At 61.7% G+C, this 16,393-nt stretch carries 13 protein-coding genes; 6 read left to right on the forward strand and 7 right to left on the reverse strand.

Features of this window, described 5'->3' with window-relative positions:
- The first annotated feature begins 11 nt into the window (after positions 1 to 11).
- Entirely contained in the window at positions 12 to 1,172 is a 1,161-nt protein-coding gene (locus OXR08_RS02500; RefSeq protein ID WP_267347440.1) for a glycosyltransferase, read from the forward strand.
- A 27-nt stretch (positions 1,173 to 1,199) separates the two neighbouring features.
- Here OXR08_RS02500 and OXR08_RS02505 read toward each other — a convergent pair whose 3' ends face one another.
- Entirely contained in the window at positions 1,200 to 1,697 is a 498-nt protein-coding gene (locus OXR08_RS02505; protein ID WP_267347441.1) for a PilZ domain-containing protein, read from the reverse strand.
- Positions 1,698 to 2,113: 416 nt separating this feature from the next.
- Here OXR08_RS02505 and OXR08_RS02510 point away from each other — a divergent pair, with 416 nt between their 5' ends.
- Entirely contained in the window at positions 2,114 to 4,072 is a 1,959-nt protein-coding gene (locus tag OXR08_RS02510; RefSeq protein WP_267347442.1) for an oligosaccharide flippase family protein, read from the forward strand.
- Positions 4,073 to 4,244: 172 nt separating this feature from the next.
- On the opposite strand, the gene OXR08_RS02515 is transcribed toward OXR08_RS02510, so the two are convergent.
- Positions 4,245 to 5,732: a hypothetical protein gene (locus OXR08_RS02515; protein ID WP_267347443.1), complete on the reverse strand. Its 1,488-nt coding sequence runs from the start codon at positions 5,730 to 5,732 to the stop codon at positions 4,245 to 4,247.
- A gap of 372 nt (positions 5,733 to 6,104) precedes the next feature.
- Between OXR08_RS02515 and OXR08_RS02520 the strand changes: the two genes are divergently transcribed.
- Together OXR08_RS02520 and OXR08_RS02525 are read left to right on the forward strand one after the other, a co-directional pair.
- Positions 6,105 to 7,133, forward strand: a complete 1,029-nt coding sequence (locus OXR08_RS02520; RefSeq protein WP_267347444.1) for a glycosyltransferase — start codon at positions 6,105 to 6,107, stop codon at positions 7,131 to 7,133.
- Between the two features lie 88 nt (positions 7,134 to 7,221).
- Entirely contained in the window at positions 7,222 to 8,748 is a 1,527-nt protein-coding gene (locus OXR08_RS02525; protein ID WP_149683347.1) for a lipopolysaccharide biosynthesis protein, read from the forward strand.
- Between the two features lie 20 nt (positions 8,749 to 8,768).
- On the opposite strand, the gene OXR08_RS02530 is transcribed toward OXR08_RS02525, so the two are convergent.
- The 5 genes from OXR08_RS02530 to OXR08_RS02550 form a co-directional block, all read right to left on the reverse strand.
- Positions 8,769 to 9,641: a glycosyltransferase gene (locus OXR08_RS02530; RefSeq protein WP_267347445.1), complete on the reverse strand. Its 873-nt coding sequence runs from the start codon at positions 9,639 to 9,641 to the stop codon at positions 8,769 to 8,771.
- A 132-nt stretch (positions 9,642 to 9,773) separates the two neighbouring features.
- On the reverse strand, positions 9,774 to 10,907 hold the full coding sequence (locus OXR08_RS02535) for a glycosyltransferase family 1 protein (RefSeq protein WP_267347446.1): 1,134 nt from the start codon (positions 10,905 to 10,907) through the stop codon (positions 9,774 to 9,776).
- A 33-nt stretch (positions 10,908 to 10,940) separates the two neighbouring features.
- Positions 10,941 to 11,615, reverse strand: coding sequence for a sugar transferase (locus OXR08_RS02540; protein ID WP_112383685.1), 675 nt, complete (start codon positions 11,613 to 11,615; stop codon positions 10,941 to 10,943).
- 246 nt (positions 11,616 to 11,861) lie between these two features.
- Positions 11,862 to 12,956 (reverse strand): glycosyltransferase, encoded by a 1,095-nt coding sequence (locus tag OXR08_RS02545; protein ID WP_267347447.1) that lies wholly within the window; start codon positions 12,954 to 12,956, stop codon positions 11,862 to 11,864.
- Positions 12,957 to 13,015: 59 nt separating this feature from the next.
- Complete coding sequence (locus OXR08_RS02550; RefSeq protein WP_267347448.1) at positions 13,016 to 13,879, reverse strand: glycoside hydrolase family 16 protein; 864 nt, start codon at positions 13,877 to 13,879, stop codon at positions 13,016 to 13,018.
- 358 nt (positions 13,880 to 14,237) lie between these two features.
- On the opposite strand from OXR08_RS02550, the gene OXR08_RS02555 reads away from it, so the two are divergent.
- Both OXR08_RS02555 and OXR08_RS02560 read left to right on the forward strand, forming a co-directional pair.
- Entirely contained in the window at positions 14,238 to 15,257 is a 1,020-nt protein-coding gene (locus OXR08_RS02555; RefSeq protein ID WP_267347449.1) for a glycosyltransferase, read from the forward strand.
- A 185-nt stretch (positions 15,258 to 15,442) separates the two neighbouring features.
- Entirely contained in the window at positions 15,443 to 16,354 is a 912-nt protein-coding gene (locus OXR08_RS02560) for a hypothetical protein (protein ID WP_267347450.1), read from the forward strand.
- Positions 16,355 to 16,393 lie beyond the last annotated feature (39 nt).

Here is a 16,393-nt window from a genome sequence, read left to right on the forward strand (position 1 = left end):
GGATTGCACCCATGAATGTTGTGACGATACCAAGCGAAGCCGAAAGCCGTCCGGCACGCAAGGTCGCCATCATCCATTACTGGTTGGTGACGATGCGCGGCGGGGAGCGCGTGCTGGAGCGGATCTGCGATCTTTATCCCGATGCCGACATCTTCACGCATGTCGTCGATGAAACGGTGTTGTCACAGACGCTGAAGCGGCACCGCATCTTCACCACATCGATCGCGAAACTCCCCTTTGCCCGGTCGCAATATCAGAAATACCTGCCGTTGATGCCACGCGCGCTGGAGACGCTGGATCTCAGCGCCTATGATCTGGTCATCAGTTGCGAGGCCGGGCCGACCAAGGGGGTTATCACCCGCCCCGACGCGGTGCACGTCACCTATTGCCACTCGCCGATGCGCTATATCTGGGACCAGTATCACGCCTATCGCGCAGCGAGCGGTCGGCTGGCGAAGCTGTATCTGCAAATGGTGGCGCCGCGGATGCGGGCGTGGGACCGGATGAGTGCATCGCGCCCCGACCTGATCATGGCCAACAGTCAGTTCGTGCGCCGGCGCATCGCCAAATTCTGGGGCCGCGAAGCCAGCGTCGTCTATCCGCCGGTCGAGGTCGATCTGTTTCAGCAGAACGACGCGGTGACCGACGAATGCGTATGGATCAGCCAGCTCGTACCCTATAAGCGGCCCGATCTGGCCGTCGATGCCTTTACCCGCACCGGCCGCAAGCTGCACGTGATCGGCGATGGCCCGATGCTGGAGGCGCTGAAGGCGCGTGCCGGGCCGAATGTTCGCTTCACAACACGCATGCGCTTCGACGAGCTGCGCGCCGCCTATGCGCAGGCGCGCGCGCTCATCTTCACTGCCGAGGAGGATTTCGGGATCATCCCGGTGGAATCGCAGGCTGCGGGGCGGCCTGTGGTCGTCTTCGGACGCGGGGGCGGCACTGAAACAGTGATCGACGGCGCGACGGGCATCCACTTCCACGAACAGACGGTGGACTCGCTGGTCGAGGCCATGGACCGCTTTGACGCATGGTTGCCCAGCTTCGACCCTGCCGTGGCGATCGCCCACGCCCGGAACTTCGACCGCGCCCGCTTCATGCAGGGCTTTGTCGCAGAAGTACGCCGGGCCGAGGCATTGGTCGCCGCCAATACGGCGCTGGCGGATTAAGCGGTAGCGCCGCGACGGGACGCCGACTTATGCGACCGAGAGGTATAATCCGATCGCGGCCGCCCATGCCGCCACGGCTGCGATCGCCGCGATCGTCAGCTTGGTGCGCGGGGCATAGGGCTCGACATAAGGTTCAGGCGCATCGCCAAGCTGCAACGGTTCCGCAATCGACGCTGTGGCCCGCATGCCGTCGGACCGTGGCGCTCCTACCGCCGGCGGAAAGGCGATCGGTGCTTCGATCGGCGTGTGCAAAGCCATGTGCAACATGTCCTGCGTGATCGGCGTGATAAACTCACAGCCATATATATCTGCATCCCGGCGCATGATGCGCGCCTGGTGCGTGCCGATGCCCGCAAAGCCGATGGATATGGGGGCACCGACCGGCAGATCCGGTGCGCCACTCAGACGAAAACCGGTCAGCGAAAGATCCTCGATCGTCACATCATGCGGGCGCGTGATCTTGTCCCGCAACGTGGCGTTCAGATCGACCGTAAAGCGCGCGAAACCGCGATCGTCGCTCGTCATCTGCGCAGCAATTGGCATGTCGTTCCCCAGTCGTTCCAGGCAGCAATGCAGAGGAAAGGTAAAGGGGCCGTAAACATATCTACCGCCGCTTAGCTTGGCGGGCATACAAAAACAGCGTCAATATTTAGTTACTTCATACGCTTAACGAATTTATTCGAACAGGTACGCGCAAACTGACGGAATATGATGGCGGTATGTAGAAATATCACGCGCTACGACGCAACATCGCCCAACTTCATGATGATGTTCATGCAAGTGGATGCGTCGCATACGCATGCACGTTACCCAGCATTGCGGGGATGCTCTCCTGTCACGATCACGTTTCTTGTCGCCGATGATTTGCATGGTGCGCCGGGATGGTTGGAAACGCAACGTCATATAGCTGCCAATAGCTGCCGCTGGGGGCAGTATAGCGCATGACGGCTGCGACGGGCACGGCCACGGCGTCGCACCGGACGGCGCTGGCCTCGATCCTGACGGTCGGGGGGCGATTGCTGTCGCGGGTTATCGACCTGCTGGCGTTGATCGTGCTGGCGCGGTTGCTCACGCCTGCCGATTTCGGCCTGATCGGTATCGCGATGAGCCTGATCTTCATCGTCGAAGCGATCATGGAGCTGCCAGTGTCGCAGGTGCTGCTCGTCGAACGCGACATTACGCGCCCGATGATGGACACTGCGTTCACGCTCAGCCTGCTGCGCGGCATCGTACTGGCGATCGTGATCGGTGCCATCGCCTGGCCATTCGCGGTCGCCTATGGCGACATGCGCCTGTTGCCGCTTGTGCTCGCCCTGTCGATCGCGCCTGCCGTTCGCGGGATCAGCAATCCCCGGCTGGCGCTATATTGCCGCGACCTGGATTTTCGGCGCACCGTCGCCACCGAGATTTTCGGCAAGCTTGGCTCGCTCGCAGCATCGAGCGCGGTGGCGCTGGCGACGGGCAGCTACTGGGCACTGGCGATCGGCACGATCGCTTCTCCGGTAATCGCGGCTGGCTTGTCCTTTGTTCTGGCACCCTATCTGCCCACGCTCTCGCTGCGGGAATGGCCCATGTTCCGGAACTTTCTGGGATGGCTGAGCGGTGCGCAGCTCTTTTCCGCCTTTGCATGGCAGATCGATCGGCTGGTACTGGGCTGGCTGGCGATCCCTGCGGTCGTCGGTCGCTTCACCATGGCCGACAATCTTGCCTCCATTCCGGGCCAGGTGCTGCTCGGGCCGATCCTTGGACCGTTGTCGGCCGGGCTCGTTGCCGTGCGGGAAGATCCCAAGAGGCTGCAACAGGCCTATCTGAAGACGCTGTCGGTAGTCACCCTTGTCGGCTTCCCCGTTCTGACCGGCACCGCGTTGCTGGCACAGCCGCTCGTCGGCCTCGCACTGGATGACAAGTGGCGCAGTGTCGCGCCCGTGCTGCAATGGCTGGCGCTGGCGGGCATACCGGGGCTGTTGTGGACGCCGCTCAACGCGCTGGCGCTGGCATTGCGACGGTCCAACCTGATCTTCAACCGTCAGTTGACCGATTTCCTCGTCAAGGTGCCGCTGGTTATCGCGGCAGGCTGGCTGTTTCTGGTTCCCGGCATCGCGGCCGCGCGTGGGATAGCCGCACTGGTATTGGCCGCCCTGGCCATCGATGCGGCGCGGCGCCTGTCCGGGGTAAGCGCCTGGGCACAGGTCAAGGCCATCGGCCGGCCCGCTATCGGCTGCATGGCCATGGCTGCAGTCGTTCTCCCCGCCCTGCAACTGGCCCCGCCCGGACTGTCCAAGATCGGACTGGTCTTGGCCATCGGTCTGCTCGGGGGTCTGGGCGCGCTGATATTTGCGGGGACCACCCTGCTGCTTTGGCATGGGCGCGGCCGCCCTGATGGCGCGGAGGCGATGCTGCTGGGCCTGATGGGCAAGATGGTGCTGCGCGGCCGTTTTTCACCACGCGCCGCGCCCCGGTCGGATGCGCCGCTCAGCACCGCCGAAACCCGCGACCGCATGTTCGCGATTGCCACGGCCAGCAACAAATCAACCGCCGATCCGGCTGCCTCCAGCGTTTACCGCATCCTCGACATCCTGACGCAGGCCAATCTGGTGCAACCGGTACATCCTGCCCCCGTACCGGCGGTCCGTCATCGCGAGACCATCCGTCTCACCTGCTTGAGCTGCAAGAAATCCCTTTCCCTTGAAAGCCCTATCGCGTTGAATGCGATCCACGGCTCGGCGCGGGCGGCAGATTTCCGGATGGCGGCGGAATTTATCGACGTTGCCGGGCATTGTGCATCCTGCCGGCCGCATCGCGCGCCGATCGGGGCCGTGCACGTCGATCGGCAGACAGACCCACCGGAGTTTCAGAGCATCCTCACCCAATCCCAAATCACACGCCGCAAGAGGTCTTGACGCATCGTGACCGTTACCAATTCAACCCTCACCGTTACGGCGATTGTCGCAGTCCTGATCGTGGCGTTTCTGCTGCTGAAGTGGCGCTCGAAGAACCGCAGGCGCCGCATGTACCGGAATTACTTCCGGGATTGAGACAGGGGTTCGATTTCGCCCGCTTCCAAACGGCCGCTCAGGTACGAACCGGACGCACACGGCGCTGCTGGGTGCGGCGTCGACCGCGATGGCTGGGCTGACCTTGCGCAGGCGGCGCTGGCGTCGAGCCCGTACCGGGTGCCGGATGCATGGCCCGGCGGGAGCGACGGATCGGCTGGCCGACGGCACTCAGGAAGGGCAGCGCAACCGTGATCGCGAACAGCGCGGCATTATAGGCGCCGAAATCGACCAGCGTGCCGGCAACCGCACCGGGCACCATGCACACCAGAATGCTGTAGCGCGCGCCAGTGACGACCCGGCGTATCTCATGGCTGGCACCGCGCAGCGAAAGCGTGAAAATCCGCAGGAAGAACAGGATCATCAGCAGGGCACCGACGATGCCGGTGCTGCTGAGTACCGCGACCGGCCAGGAGGATGCGCGCGTCGATCCCACCCCGACGCCGTAACCGCCCGTGGCGAACAGCCCTTCCAGGCTGACGGTGTTCCAGCTGCTCCGCTCCGAGAAGGAGCTGCTCGAAGTTTTGTTCAGCACGGTCTTGTCGACCAGATCGAACAACCCGCCGAACAGGCTGGGCGTCGCGATGATCAGCGCGATGCAGCACAGGATCGCGGCGCCGATGAACAGCAATTCGATGACCGCGCGCTTCTCATCCGCACCGTGCCGCAGCGCCAGCACGTTGCTGCCGACCGCGATCAAACCGAACACAGCCAGGCCGAGAAACGCGGCGGACGATGTCGACAGCACGGTCAACAGGACCAGCATCAAGGCCAGCGGCATCTCCAGCTTTGCATAGACACCGCCCAGCGCCTGGCCGATCTTCATGAAATAGATCATCGAGGCAAAGGAAAGCACCAATGCGCCATAACCCGAAGCCTCGGTGTTGAAGCCGATCACCCGGCGCATGCCGCCGACATCGTCGCCGTCCATGATCACATAGGTCGCGGTGCGCAGCGGAGCGAGCAGACCTGTGCCGGCGGTTGCCATGTCGAGCAGGCCGGCGAACATCGCCACGACACCCCCGACGAAGATCGCCTTGTAGACCAGCCGGCGCGTGTCGGTCTGCAACAGCAGCTGGTAGATCGATATGGTGATCGCAAAGGACGACAGCAGGTACAAAGGCTGGGTGATATTGCCCGAACCGAAACCCAGTGCGCTGCGCCGGATGTTGTTCAGACCCATGACCGGCGCCCCGCTGAACAGGAAGGGCGCGGTGTAGGTGACCGCCAGTGCAAAGGCCATGAACGCGGTCAGCAGGCCCAGCTTGTTATAGTCGATCAGCCCGTCGACCAGCAGATGGGGCCGACCGGATGCCAGAAAGGCCTTGATGCACAACAGCCCTGCGCAGGCGGTCAGGGGCAGGAACGTCGTACCCCCCGTCAGATTGACGGGCAGGATCGCCAGCGATCCGAAAGCGAGGCTGCTGAAGAACAGGTACAGCGTCCATCGGACATCCGCGATGGCCGCGGCAAAGAACAGCAGCCAAAAAATTCCGAGAACGACCATTGCAGCCCCTGAGTTCGGCCCGATCCCGGCCGCGATTTCCGTTTGTGTTCGGCGTCACGCCGATCGCCCGGCGGCCAAAGACAGGCATTGGATCGATTTCACCAACGATCTGCCGACGTAATTCTTTGCGAGGTCTCGATAATAGCATTGCCTCCCGCGCAACGCCATCCCGACCGGAGGTGGCTTGATAGGCGATGCTGCAGGAAAAAGCACATTCAGCGTATCATTTTCACACAGGTCACGAAATCTTGACCTCCCGCCATCACAAGCAACATGGCTAAGCATCGGTAAAGCTGCCGTTTGCACCGCGGTAACCGCCCGCCATGCAAGCCTCTCGTATTTTCAGCCGCTGCGCCAAGCAGGAGTTTTATCGTGGACAACCTGCCCCTGGGTACGCCCGAATGCAATCGGCAGGGCATCGACCGGGTCATCACCTTCGTGACCGACCGCGGCTATCTGGTGCAAAGCCTGATCGCCGCATCGCAACTCGCTGCGCAGCCCGATGTCGTCGCGATCGCCGACATCATCATCTACCTGATCGACATACCCGATGACGAGCAGGCCGCGATCCGAACCGCACTCGGCGCATCGCGTTTCAACTTCCGGTTTCTGGACAGCAGATCCTTCATCCCGGACAGCGCGGACCGTCTGCCCTCGCTGCATGTTCCACGTTCGACGCTGGGCCGGCTGGTGCTCGACGCGCACATCCCGGCGCAGTACGACACAATCCTCTACATGGACGGCGACATCCAGATCACCGGTTCGGTCGCGCCCCTGGTTGCGCATGACTGCCCCCCCGGCAAGGTCCTTGCCGGCTGCGACCGGCTGAACAATGGCGGCAAATATGCCAACCCGTCATCCTATCTCAGCCGGCTCGGCATCATGCATCCGACCGATTACGTGAATGCCGGCATCATGTTGGCATCGCGTGCCGCATGGCGCGAATATACCGGCGAGGCGCTTCGTTTCCTGACGAACCATCCAGAATGCTGCAAGCATCACGACCAGAGTGCGCTCAACGCGGCGATCGGCGAGCATCGCATACGGTTTGGCCCGGAATACAACTACACGACATGGTTCCAGGCGGCGGACGGCCAGCATCTCGTCCGCCCGAGGATCGTCCATTTCACCGGTCCGGCCAAGCCGTGGAACTCCCTAAAGGGGCCTTGGGGCACTCGCTATCGCAAGGTCTATGCGGATTTTCTGGCAGCCCACCCCTATTTCACACGCTACCTGACGCTGACCGACAGCCGGGACATCGATCCGAAATATGCCGATCCCTCACCCGTCATGCGGGCGAGACGCGCGCTGAAATCGGTGAAGGCGGCAATCGACAGCCGCTGGCATTCCGTCCTACTGCGCAGGTTCCTGCATCGGGCACCGTTCAAACGTCTCGATTGATTGGGTAGTTGAAGTTCGCCACGCAGTCGCCGGGCGGCCGCCATGGTTTGCTGGACCATGAGCGTTTGGAATCGGGATAAGGCGGGCGATGACGGCAGTTACAGAAACGGAAAAGGCGGTGCCCGAGCAGCCGCGCCCTGGCGTTGGCCGGCGTACGGCGGGCAGCGTGGCATGGTTGATGGCGTCCCGCCTGGCGGCGCGGGGGATCGACTTCACGACGCTGATCGTCCTGGCGCGTACCCTGTCGCCGCAGGATTTCGGGCTGATCTCGGTGGCGATGACGTTGATCTTCATCGTCGAAGCAGTGTCGGAACTGCCCATCTCGCAATCGATGGTGCGGCTCGACCGTGTCGGCCGCAGCCATCTCAACACCGCCTTCACCATCGGGTTGATGCGCGGCGGCCTGCTGGCGCTGGTGATCGCGCTGGCCGCGGTACCGTTTTCCTATGCCTATTCGGATTCGCGGCTGGTGCCGCTGATCCTGTTCCTGGCGCTCGCCCCGATCACGCGCGGTCTGCAAAGTCCGGCCATGGTGCAATATGCCCGGCGCATCGATTTCCGGCGCGATCTGGTGATCGAGATCGTCAGCAAGTTGTGCGGCTTTTCGGTCGCCACCAGCCTTGCCATCGCAACCCATTCCTATTGGGCGATTGCGATGGGAACGGTGGTCACGCCGGTTGCCAGCATGGTGCAATCCTACTTCTTTGCGCCCTTCCGGCCACGGCTCAGCCTTGTCAGGTGGCGCAGCTTCGCCGGTTTTCTGGGCTGGGCCAGCCTCGCGCAGGCGCTCGGCGCCCTCAGCTGGCAATCCGACAAGCTGATCCTGGGCCGCTTTATCGGCAAGGCCGATCTGGGCCACTTCTCGATGGCGGCCGACCTGTCGTCCGTGCCCGAACAGGTGCTGGTGGCGCCGGCGATGCGGCCGCTGATGGCCGGCTTCGTGACGATGAAGGACTCATGCGAACGCATGGCGCGGGCCTATCAGCGCATATCGCTGACGCTGCTGACCATTGCGGCGCCGGGCATGGTGGGGCTGAGCCTGATCGCGGATCAGGTCGTGCCCGTCGTGCTGGGGCCGAACTGGATTACCGCGATCCCGATGCTGCGCTGGCTCGCGATCGCACCGATCTTCGTCGTCTGGGTATCGCCGCTCGACCCGATGGCGATGGCGATGGACCGCACCTCCATCTTCCTGCGACAGCGCCTTGTCGAAGTTGCGATCAAGATCCCGTTGCTGATCGGCCTGATCTGGACATTCGGCGTCGCGGGTGCGGTCATCGGCCGCGTGGCGACCAACGCGATCCTGATGGTCGTGACGATGGGCTATGTCCGCAAGCTCGTCGGCCTGCGCATCATCGCGCAATTGATCGCCCCTTGGCGCATCGCCCTGGCGACAGCCGGCATGGCGGCCGCCATCCTGCTGCTGCCGGATGCCCTGCGCCAATCGCTGTCGATCCTCGCGGTCGCCGCCACGGTCATCGTCGGGGGCGTCACCTACATCGCCATCCTGCTCCTTTCCTGGGCCCTGGTCGGACGCCCGGAAGGGATGGAAACCATGGGGATGAAGCTTTTTGCACAGTTGCGAGGCAAATTGTTCAGGCACCGGGCGGCATAGCATCCGGCCCGGCAGGCGCATCAGAACTCCAGAATGCGTTCCGGTTGCAGGCGGCCGGTGACCAGATCCTTCAGGGCCCGCCAATTACCCTCGGCACGCCCCTTGCGATCGATCCAGGGTTCGGGCCTGAATGCCTTGGCGTGGTTGCTCGCCATGTTGCGCGTCATCAACCACAGTGCGTCACGGGCCGGCATCGTCCCCTTGCGGATCAGGTACAGGGGGTTGGCAATCTGCGAGTACCCGAACTTCTGGCCGGCGGTACGCCCTCCCTTGACGCCCTGATGGACGCCAACAAATGCCTCGGTCCGTGCCACAACGCCGTGATCGCGCAGCCGGCGCGAGAAATCGACATCCTCCTGCCAGGCGTAAAGCGGCAGCCGTTCGTCGAAGCGGACGTCCTTCACCACCGACCAGCGGAACGCCATGTTGCAGCCATAGGTGCCCAGCGTCTCGTTCAGCGCGAGGTTGGGTGCGGCATCCTCCGCATCGAAGCGCGCGATCATCGCGGATGCGGTTTCGAAGTCGATGCCGGCGCTGTGAATGCCGTCGGCGAGCAGCCGGCCGGTAGTGCCGACCAGTTCCGGATGCGCCTCGAACACGCGGGCGATCCCCTCCAGACAGCGTCGGCTGGGCACGTAATCGTCATCGAAGAAGGCGACGACATCCGGCGCGCTGGTGAGCGCGTTCAACCCGGAATTGCGCTGGTGCGACGATCCCTTGGGGCCTCGCAGAACGGTAACGGTGTTGTCGTGGAAGCCTGCGGGCAGATCCGCATCGGACGCGATGGAAAAGACGATCTCGCAGGGCGTCAGCGTCTGGCGACGGCAATGATCGGCCCAGCGCGCCAGTTCTTGCGGCCGGCCAACGCTTGCAATGACAATAGCGACCTTCATCGTACCAGCCCGTTTCCCTGCAATTCGATGCAACCGTTGATACGATTACGCATTCCCCACCCCGACACGCCTATCAAAGGGTTAGGTGTCTGGACACTCCATCGACGCTCACCGCGTACCATTCTGCGCCACCTACTGCCGCGAACAGCGCCGCAGCGTCTCGATCAGAACGTCCCCCGCCCTCTCCCATGTGAAGAGCCCCGCCTGCACCTTCCCCTTGGCCTTCATCGCCTCGCGCAACCCGTTGTCGTCACGCAAGGCACGCATCTGCGCCTGCCAGACGTCCGGCCGGTCGGGCGCCGCGTATAATGCACCCTCCCCACATGCCTCCGGCAGCGCACCGCAAGGCGCGACGATCGCCGGCGTACCCAGGATCATCGCCTCGAGCGGCGGAAGGCCGAACCCCTCGGTCGTGGACGGCATTGCAAAACATAGCGCCTGTTCCAACAGGCCGCGTAGCTCGGCATCGCTGATCGCGCCGGTGAACAGGACGTCGTCGGGCATGAAGGGATAGGCCGCCTTCATCTCCGCCGCGCTCGCCTTGCCGAGCAGGACCAGCTTTACATCCCCCATCGCGCCATCGGCAAAGGCGCGCAGCAGCACGGCGATATTCTTGTGCGGCTGCGTCGTCGCCAGCGCGACGACATAGCGGCCCGCTGCCAGCTTCAGCCGATCGACCGTCGCCATGTCGCTGGCAAAGCCGAGCACGTGATCGCAACCATTGGGTATGACGGTGATGCGCGCTTCGGGGGCTACGCCATAGCTGACGAGTTGCTGCTTGGAGAAGTGCGACACGGTGAGCACCTGCACGTTCCGGCGTCCCAGACGCGGAAGCAGGAAGCGATACCAGCGTACGAACGCCTTCGAATAGGATTGCGGCGCGGTATAGACCTGCGCATCGTGGATCATCGTGATGCCGCGCGCAGCCGCCAGCGGCCCGACATTCGACAAGGACAGGATCAGGTCGTCCTGGCCTTTCCCACGTTGCCGTGCCTGTCGTGGCAGGCTGACCTGCTCCCAGAGCTGCCCGCGAACGCGTCCCGCCTTGTGTACGGCCACGCCGGCGATCGACGATGCCGCATCGCCGGGGGGCGCCTCGACCTGTATTCCGCCCGGGAACACATCTTCCAGTTCGTGCCGGCGCGCACCGATCTGATGCAGCAAGGCCATCGAGACGCGCTGGACGCCGGTCGGGCGGGCATAAAGGAAACGCCCGTTGACGAGCAGGCGCCCGCCCCCGCTCTTGGATGCACGATCACGCGGCAATAGCTTCAACCCTTCCTGCCTGCCCACGCAGGATCAGCGACTGCCCTTGGCGGCCAGGACCGCAGGCACGGTCATCGCCATGATCTTCAGGTTCAGACCCAGCGACCGATGGCGTGAATAGGCGACATCCAGCGCGACACGGCGCCGATACGTGGTATCGCTGCGCCCGCTGACCTGCCAAAGCCCGGTGATGCCGGGGCGCACGCTGCAATATTCGTTGAAGCGACGACCATAGCGCACGACTTCCGCGGCAACGATCGGTCGGGGGCCGACGATGCTCATCGTGCCGTTGATGAGGTTGAAGAACTGCGGCAGCTCATCAAGGCTGCTCTTGCGCAGGAAGGCGCCCAGCGGGGTGATGCGCGGATCGTTGCGCAACTTGTGATCCCGTGCCCATTCCGCCCGCGCCAGCGGATCGCTCGCCAGAAGCTGCTCAAGCCGTTCGGTGGCGTCGACCACCATCGTCCGGAACTTGAAGCACCGGAACATGCGACCGTTACGCCCGATCCTCGGCTGTGCGAAGATCAGCGGCCCCGGGCTGGTGATGTAGATCGCCAGCGCAAGACCGATGAGCAACGGCGCGAAAACGACAACGGCGATGATCCCGACAAGCAAGTCCAGGACACGCAAAAGAGCTTCGCCGGCATTTTTGTCCTTGGGGGTATCGGAGATGCTGATTTCGCCGATCCTTCCTTGTGTCAGGTACATGATGCCAGCCCCTTTCCAGCCAAACAGCGTCGCAGTTTCACGCAACGGAATTGGATTGGATGTGTGTTTTGCCGCATCGCTTCAGCATTGATCGAGTTTTTTACAACTTCTTATCATGCGACGCGAAACTGACACTTCCCCTGAAGCATAAATTCAATGTTTGCAATAAGATTGGTCAATTGCTTCACCCATATTGGGACGCTTTTTTGCGGTGGACCGGGCGCAACCTTCTTTGGCGACAGGTGTTTAGCGGCCGCCCAGAACGCGTCTTGAAATCTCGACGTGGCGCTTGGCGAAGGCATAGGAACTCAGGCCCTCGGCCCCCATTCGTGCCTGCGCCGCAACCGCCCGATCATAGCGCAATGCCGGGTTCGCCAGCAGGCGCTCGATCGCGGTCTCCAGCGCCGTCACACTGCTGCTCTCGACATAGGTGACTTCCGTATCGTCGAAATAGTCGCGCAAACCGCCGACATCGGTTGCAATGGTTGCGACCCCGTTCAGCGCAGCTTCCTGCAAGGCCGTGATGCCCGAGGCATGGGCGTTTGGCAGCAGAGGGACGATGGCGATCGCCGATTGCCGGTAGAGACTTTTAAGCCCGGCATTGTCGCCTACTCCGGCGATCTCGACATTCGCAACGCCTGCCGCCAGTGACTTCGAACAGGTGGTGGACACGATGCGCAGCCTCCAGTCCGGATGCCTGGCAACCGCCTTGATGAGGGTCGACCAGTCGCGGTGCACGTCATTGCCGACCGCAATGATCAACGTCGATCCCGCGGCGTCGTCGCGAACGGGAGCGACCCTGTCGGAGGCGTTGATGCCGAACAATACATGTTCGCTTTGCGCATCGGGGAGGCGCGTCCGCGCCATGGTTAGATTCTCGCGCGAATGAAAAGTCAGCACATCGGCGTGACGAAGCAGCCGGCGGTAATATGCGCGGCGCACCTTGGACAATCGGTCCCAACGATCCATCAGCCAGACGCTTTGCGCCAATAGCTTGGGACGCGCCTCTTGATCCAAGCGCTTCACCTTGAACATCTGACTGATAGCGAGATGCTGGGATTCCGTATGCGTCCATACGACGTCCGCGGCGCAGATCGCCGCACGGTTTCGCCAGGCGTGCACGAAATCGAATCCCAGAATGGCGCGCGCGCCCAGCCGGATCAAACGCCCCAGCCTGCCTTCCGCATGATCTTTCGACGATGTCATCGCAGCCACCATCGGTGCCGCGTGACGATACCCATAGGGATCACGCTCGTTGATGCCGATCAGGCTGCCATCGTCGAACTTTCGCCCCCACACGGCCGGGTCATAGCCATAGGCTAGATGAACATGGACTTTCATGCAGTGCCATCCTGTTAACTGCGCGGCACATCCGCCTTGATGATCGGATGATGCCGGATCTATTTTCTTACATAGGCCCTGACGTAATCGACCTTCATCTCGCGGTCGTCCGGCATCTTGTCGATCGGCCAGCCACCGCCGGCAGCAAGATTGAGCAGGATCATCTTCGGCTGCAGATAGGCCGGCGCTGAATGGAAACAGGCAACCGACCGACCGTCCAGAAAGACGTTTATCGCGTCCACTTCGACGCTGACTCCGAACCGGTGCATTGCGGTGGTCAGTGACTGTGCCGGAACCCGCACCACCTCCGGCCCCTGGTCGACGCTTTTGCCGTCGGTCCACAGATGGGTCGTGGTGACATAGGTCGCGGGATCATGGCCATAATATTCCAGCACGTCGATTTCCGGAGAGGCCTGCCCCTTCTTGCCGATCGAGCCCAGCCAGAAGGCGGGCCATACGCCGTCACCCTTGGGCAGCATGGCGCGCATCTCGAAATAGCCTGTGCGTTGCATAAAACCACGGCCTGCGGCGTCGCTCGACGATAAAAGGCCCGAGCGCCACTTTCCGTCGGCTCCGCGCTTCATCCCGATCGTCAGAATGCCGTCCTTGACGGAGAATGGGAAATTGTCCCCCGGGTCGACAAAGGCGGACTCCCCGAAATCGCCGTTCCATGGCGTATGTGCGGTCCAGCGCGTATTGGGGCCATGTGCAGACACATCCAGCGTGTCGAACGCCTCATCGAACGTCACACGATAATCCCGCAAGTTGATCGTTTTTGCACATTTAGGCGGAAGCGGGGTGCAGGCAGCCGTAGTGCCCAGGCTCAATCCTGCACCAAGGCTCAGCCACCAGGACATGCGACGACGATCGCTCATAACAGGCTTGTTGATGTCAATCTGCCGACACTGCCGGATCGCTGCCATGGGCTTACAGCACCTCGAAAGGAGTGAGCATCCACCCGTCCCGAGGCATGTGGGCTGGTGGATGCGTGTTGTTCCGCTCCCGTATCGCCGTTTTGCCTTGGCGGCATTTTTGGCCAACATATCTTTGTGATCGCTGGAAAAACCATGCGATACGAGACCGTCTAAACGGCATGTCCACAAAGAGCCACCCCGACGTAAAAGCTTATATCTGAGTACTTTGTGCCATATCGGCATACATTAGGGGGTTGCGGTGGCAAAATCCCGCGATCTAGGCCCGAATAGGCCATGCCGCGCGGCATGGTAGCGCAATTGACAAGCGGCATCCTGATAAGCAACGGGAATCCGCTGTTTTTCTATCATGGAAGACGATGTATGCGTGATATCCGACTGGTCCCATTACGCGCATCCACGCCGCACGACGCATGCAAAAGGAATTTCCGTGGCTGTTAATTCTTCATCGCGACGAACATGCGTGTGTTACATCGCCAATGAGGGGTATCTTTTTCAATCGTTGGTCAGTGCCATCCAGGCCAGGAGAATGTCGCCTGCGCATTGCGATGTCATCCTTTTCGACCTGACGGCCGTTCGCGGTGCAGAAAGCGCCGATATCGAGAGCGTCTGCATCCAGAACAACATTCTCTACATTTGGGAAAGCCCGGCGTTCTTGGGCAACCTGCACATCATGAATGCCCGTCTTTTTCTCGATCAGATGCTGGCACCGGATTATTCCGAAATTCTCTATCTGGACGGCGACACGCAAGTAGTCGGCGATCTTACGCCATTGCTCGAATTCTCGCCTAGAGACGGCCATCTTTGCGCGGTGCGCGATCCGATGGTCTATCTGAATGGCATCAAACGATTGCCGGACGGGTTCGAGGCCGAAATTCGTCCATTTGGCGAAGATTACGTCAACAGCGGTGTCTTCAGGGTCAATCGGCACAGCTGGGCGGACATATCCCGTGAAGCTCTGGCACAGATCGGGACCGCAACCAGCGCGCTGCACTTCGAAGATCAGACGATCATCAATCGCGTCACCGAGGGTCGTCGCGATTATGCCTCGATACGCTGGAATTTCCCCGGCTTCATCCTTGGCTACGGCCTGGAGGATATTGCGCAGCCATCGATCGTCCACTTCATGTCCAATCCCCGGCCATGGCAAGGATCCTATGCCCCCTGGGGCCGCTCCTGGCACCAGCCCTATGCCGACGTTGCCAGGAAATTTCCGGAAATCCGGCAATATTGCGACGCTTTGGTATTTCGCAAAAAGGCGGCCTACAAGATCAAGCAAATCGCCAAATCATATGTCGAACGCAAGCTCTGGCTATCGCCGGCTATTGTCGATCATATGAAGACGCTGGAAGGATCATCCTCGATTTAAGCGTTGTTATGATTTTGGTGCGACGTACCACGACCTGTGGATCCGGAGAGTTTGCCATGAAAAAAATTGCCGGATTTACCGATAAGGTATCGCTCCCGATTTGCGGAAACGCACCGACATCGATGGGGCTATGGCGTGGCCGTCGCGATCACGGTGACGTCATGCACGCTATGGATGCGCGATAAATGCTAGGGCCGGCCACATCACGAAATCTCGTCATCACGAGGGCAGGCGCAAACAGCCTGCATGAGCGCTGGCTCGATCCCAGCGGCGGACGGGATTTCGATCTGCTGGTGGCGTCCTTCGTCTCGGGTGACCCGGGTCCGGACACCCACCCCGGTATCTTTCACATCCATGTTCCGGGCTCAAAGATCCAGGGCTGGAAGGTCACACTTGCACAGCATTCGGACTTTATCGAGCAGTATGATTTCGTTGCCCTGATCGACGACGATATTGACACGAATGCCACCGATCTCAGCCGGCTGTTCGCGATGGGCCAGGAATATGGCTTCAACATCTTCCAGCCGAGCCTGACCTGGGACAGTTTCTGTACCTATGCGGGCACGATCCAGAACCCGTTCTTCAGGTTCCGCTGCGTCAATTATATCGAGATGATGGCGCCCTTCTTTTCGCGCACCGCGCTGAAGCACGTGGCCCCGCTCTTCGAATATGGTTGGGAAAGCGGCATCGATCTGATCTGGGGCAGCGTCCTGCCGCCCGAGTTCCGCCGCTTTGCGATCATCGATGCCATTCCCATCCGGCACACCCGGCCCGTCGGCGTGCTGAAGGAGGCGAATGGTTTTGTCGGACGGACCTACGAGTCCGACATCATGGCCTCGCTCGATCACTTCGGCATGACCTGGCCCAGCCTGGTTGCGTCGTCCGGCCTGACCAGAAACGGGCGATGGGTTGGCAAGATGGGTGTGTCGCTACGCTCAGGCGCCTTGCTCGCGCTGCCCTTCTACTCGCCGGGCCAAGGTGCCCTGCGTCGATCGTTCGACCATATCCGGCATCAATTCTTCCGGAATCCAAAATATTCGGAGGACGCCCGGCACATCCTTGCCCGGGACGTCGTTGCTAGGTCGGGAAACACGTAAACTACCTCGCGCTCCTCGCTGGACCGCAAGCGGCCCGGC

This window comes from Sphingomonas sp. GM_Shp_2 (genome assembly GCF_026540875.1).
GTDB lineage: Bacteria > Pseudomonadota > Alphaproteobacteria > Sphingomonadales > Sphingomonadaceae > Sphingomonas > Sphingomonas carotinifaciens.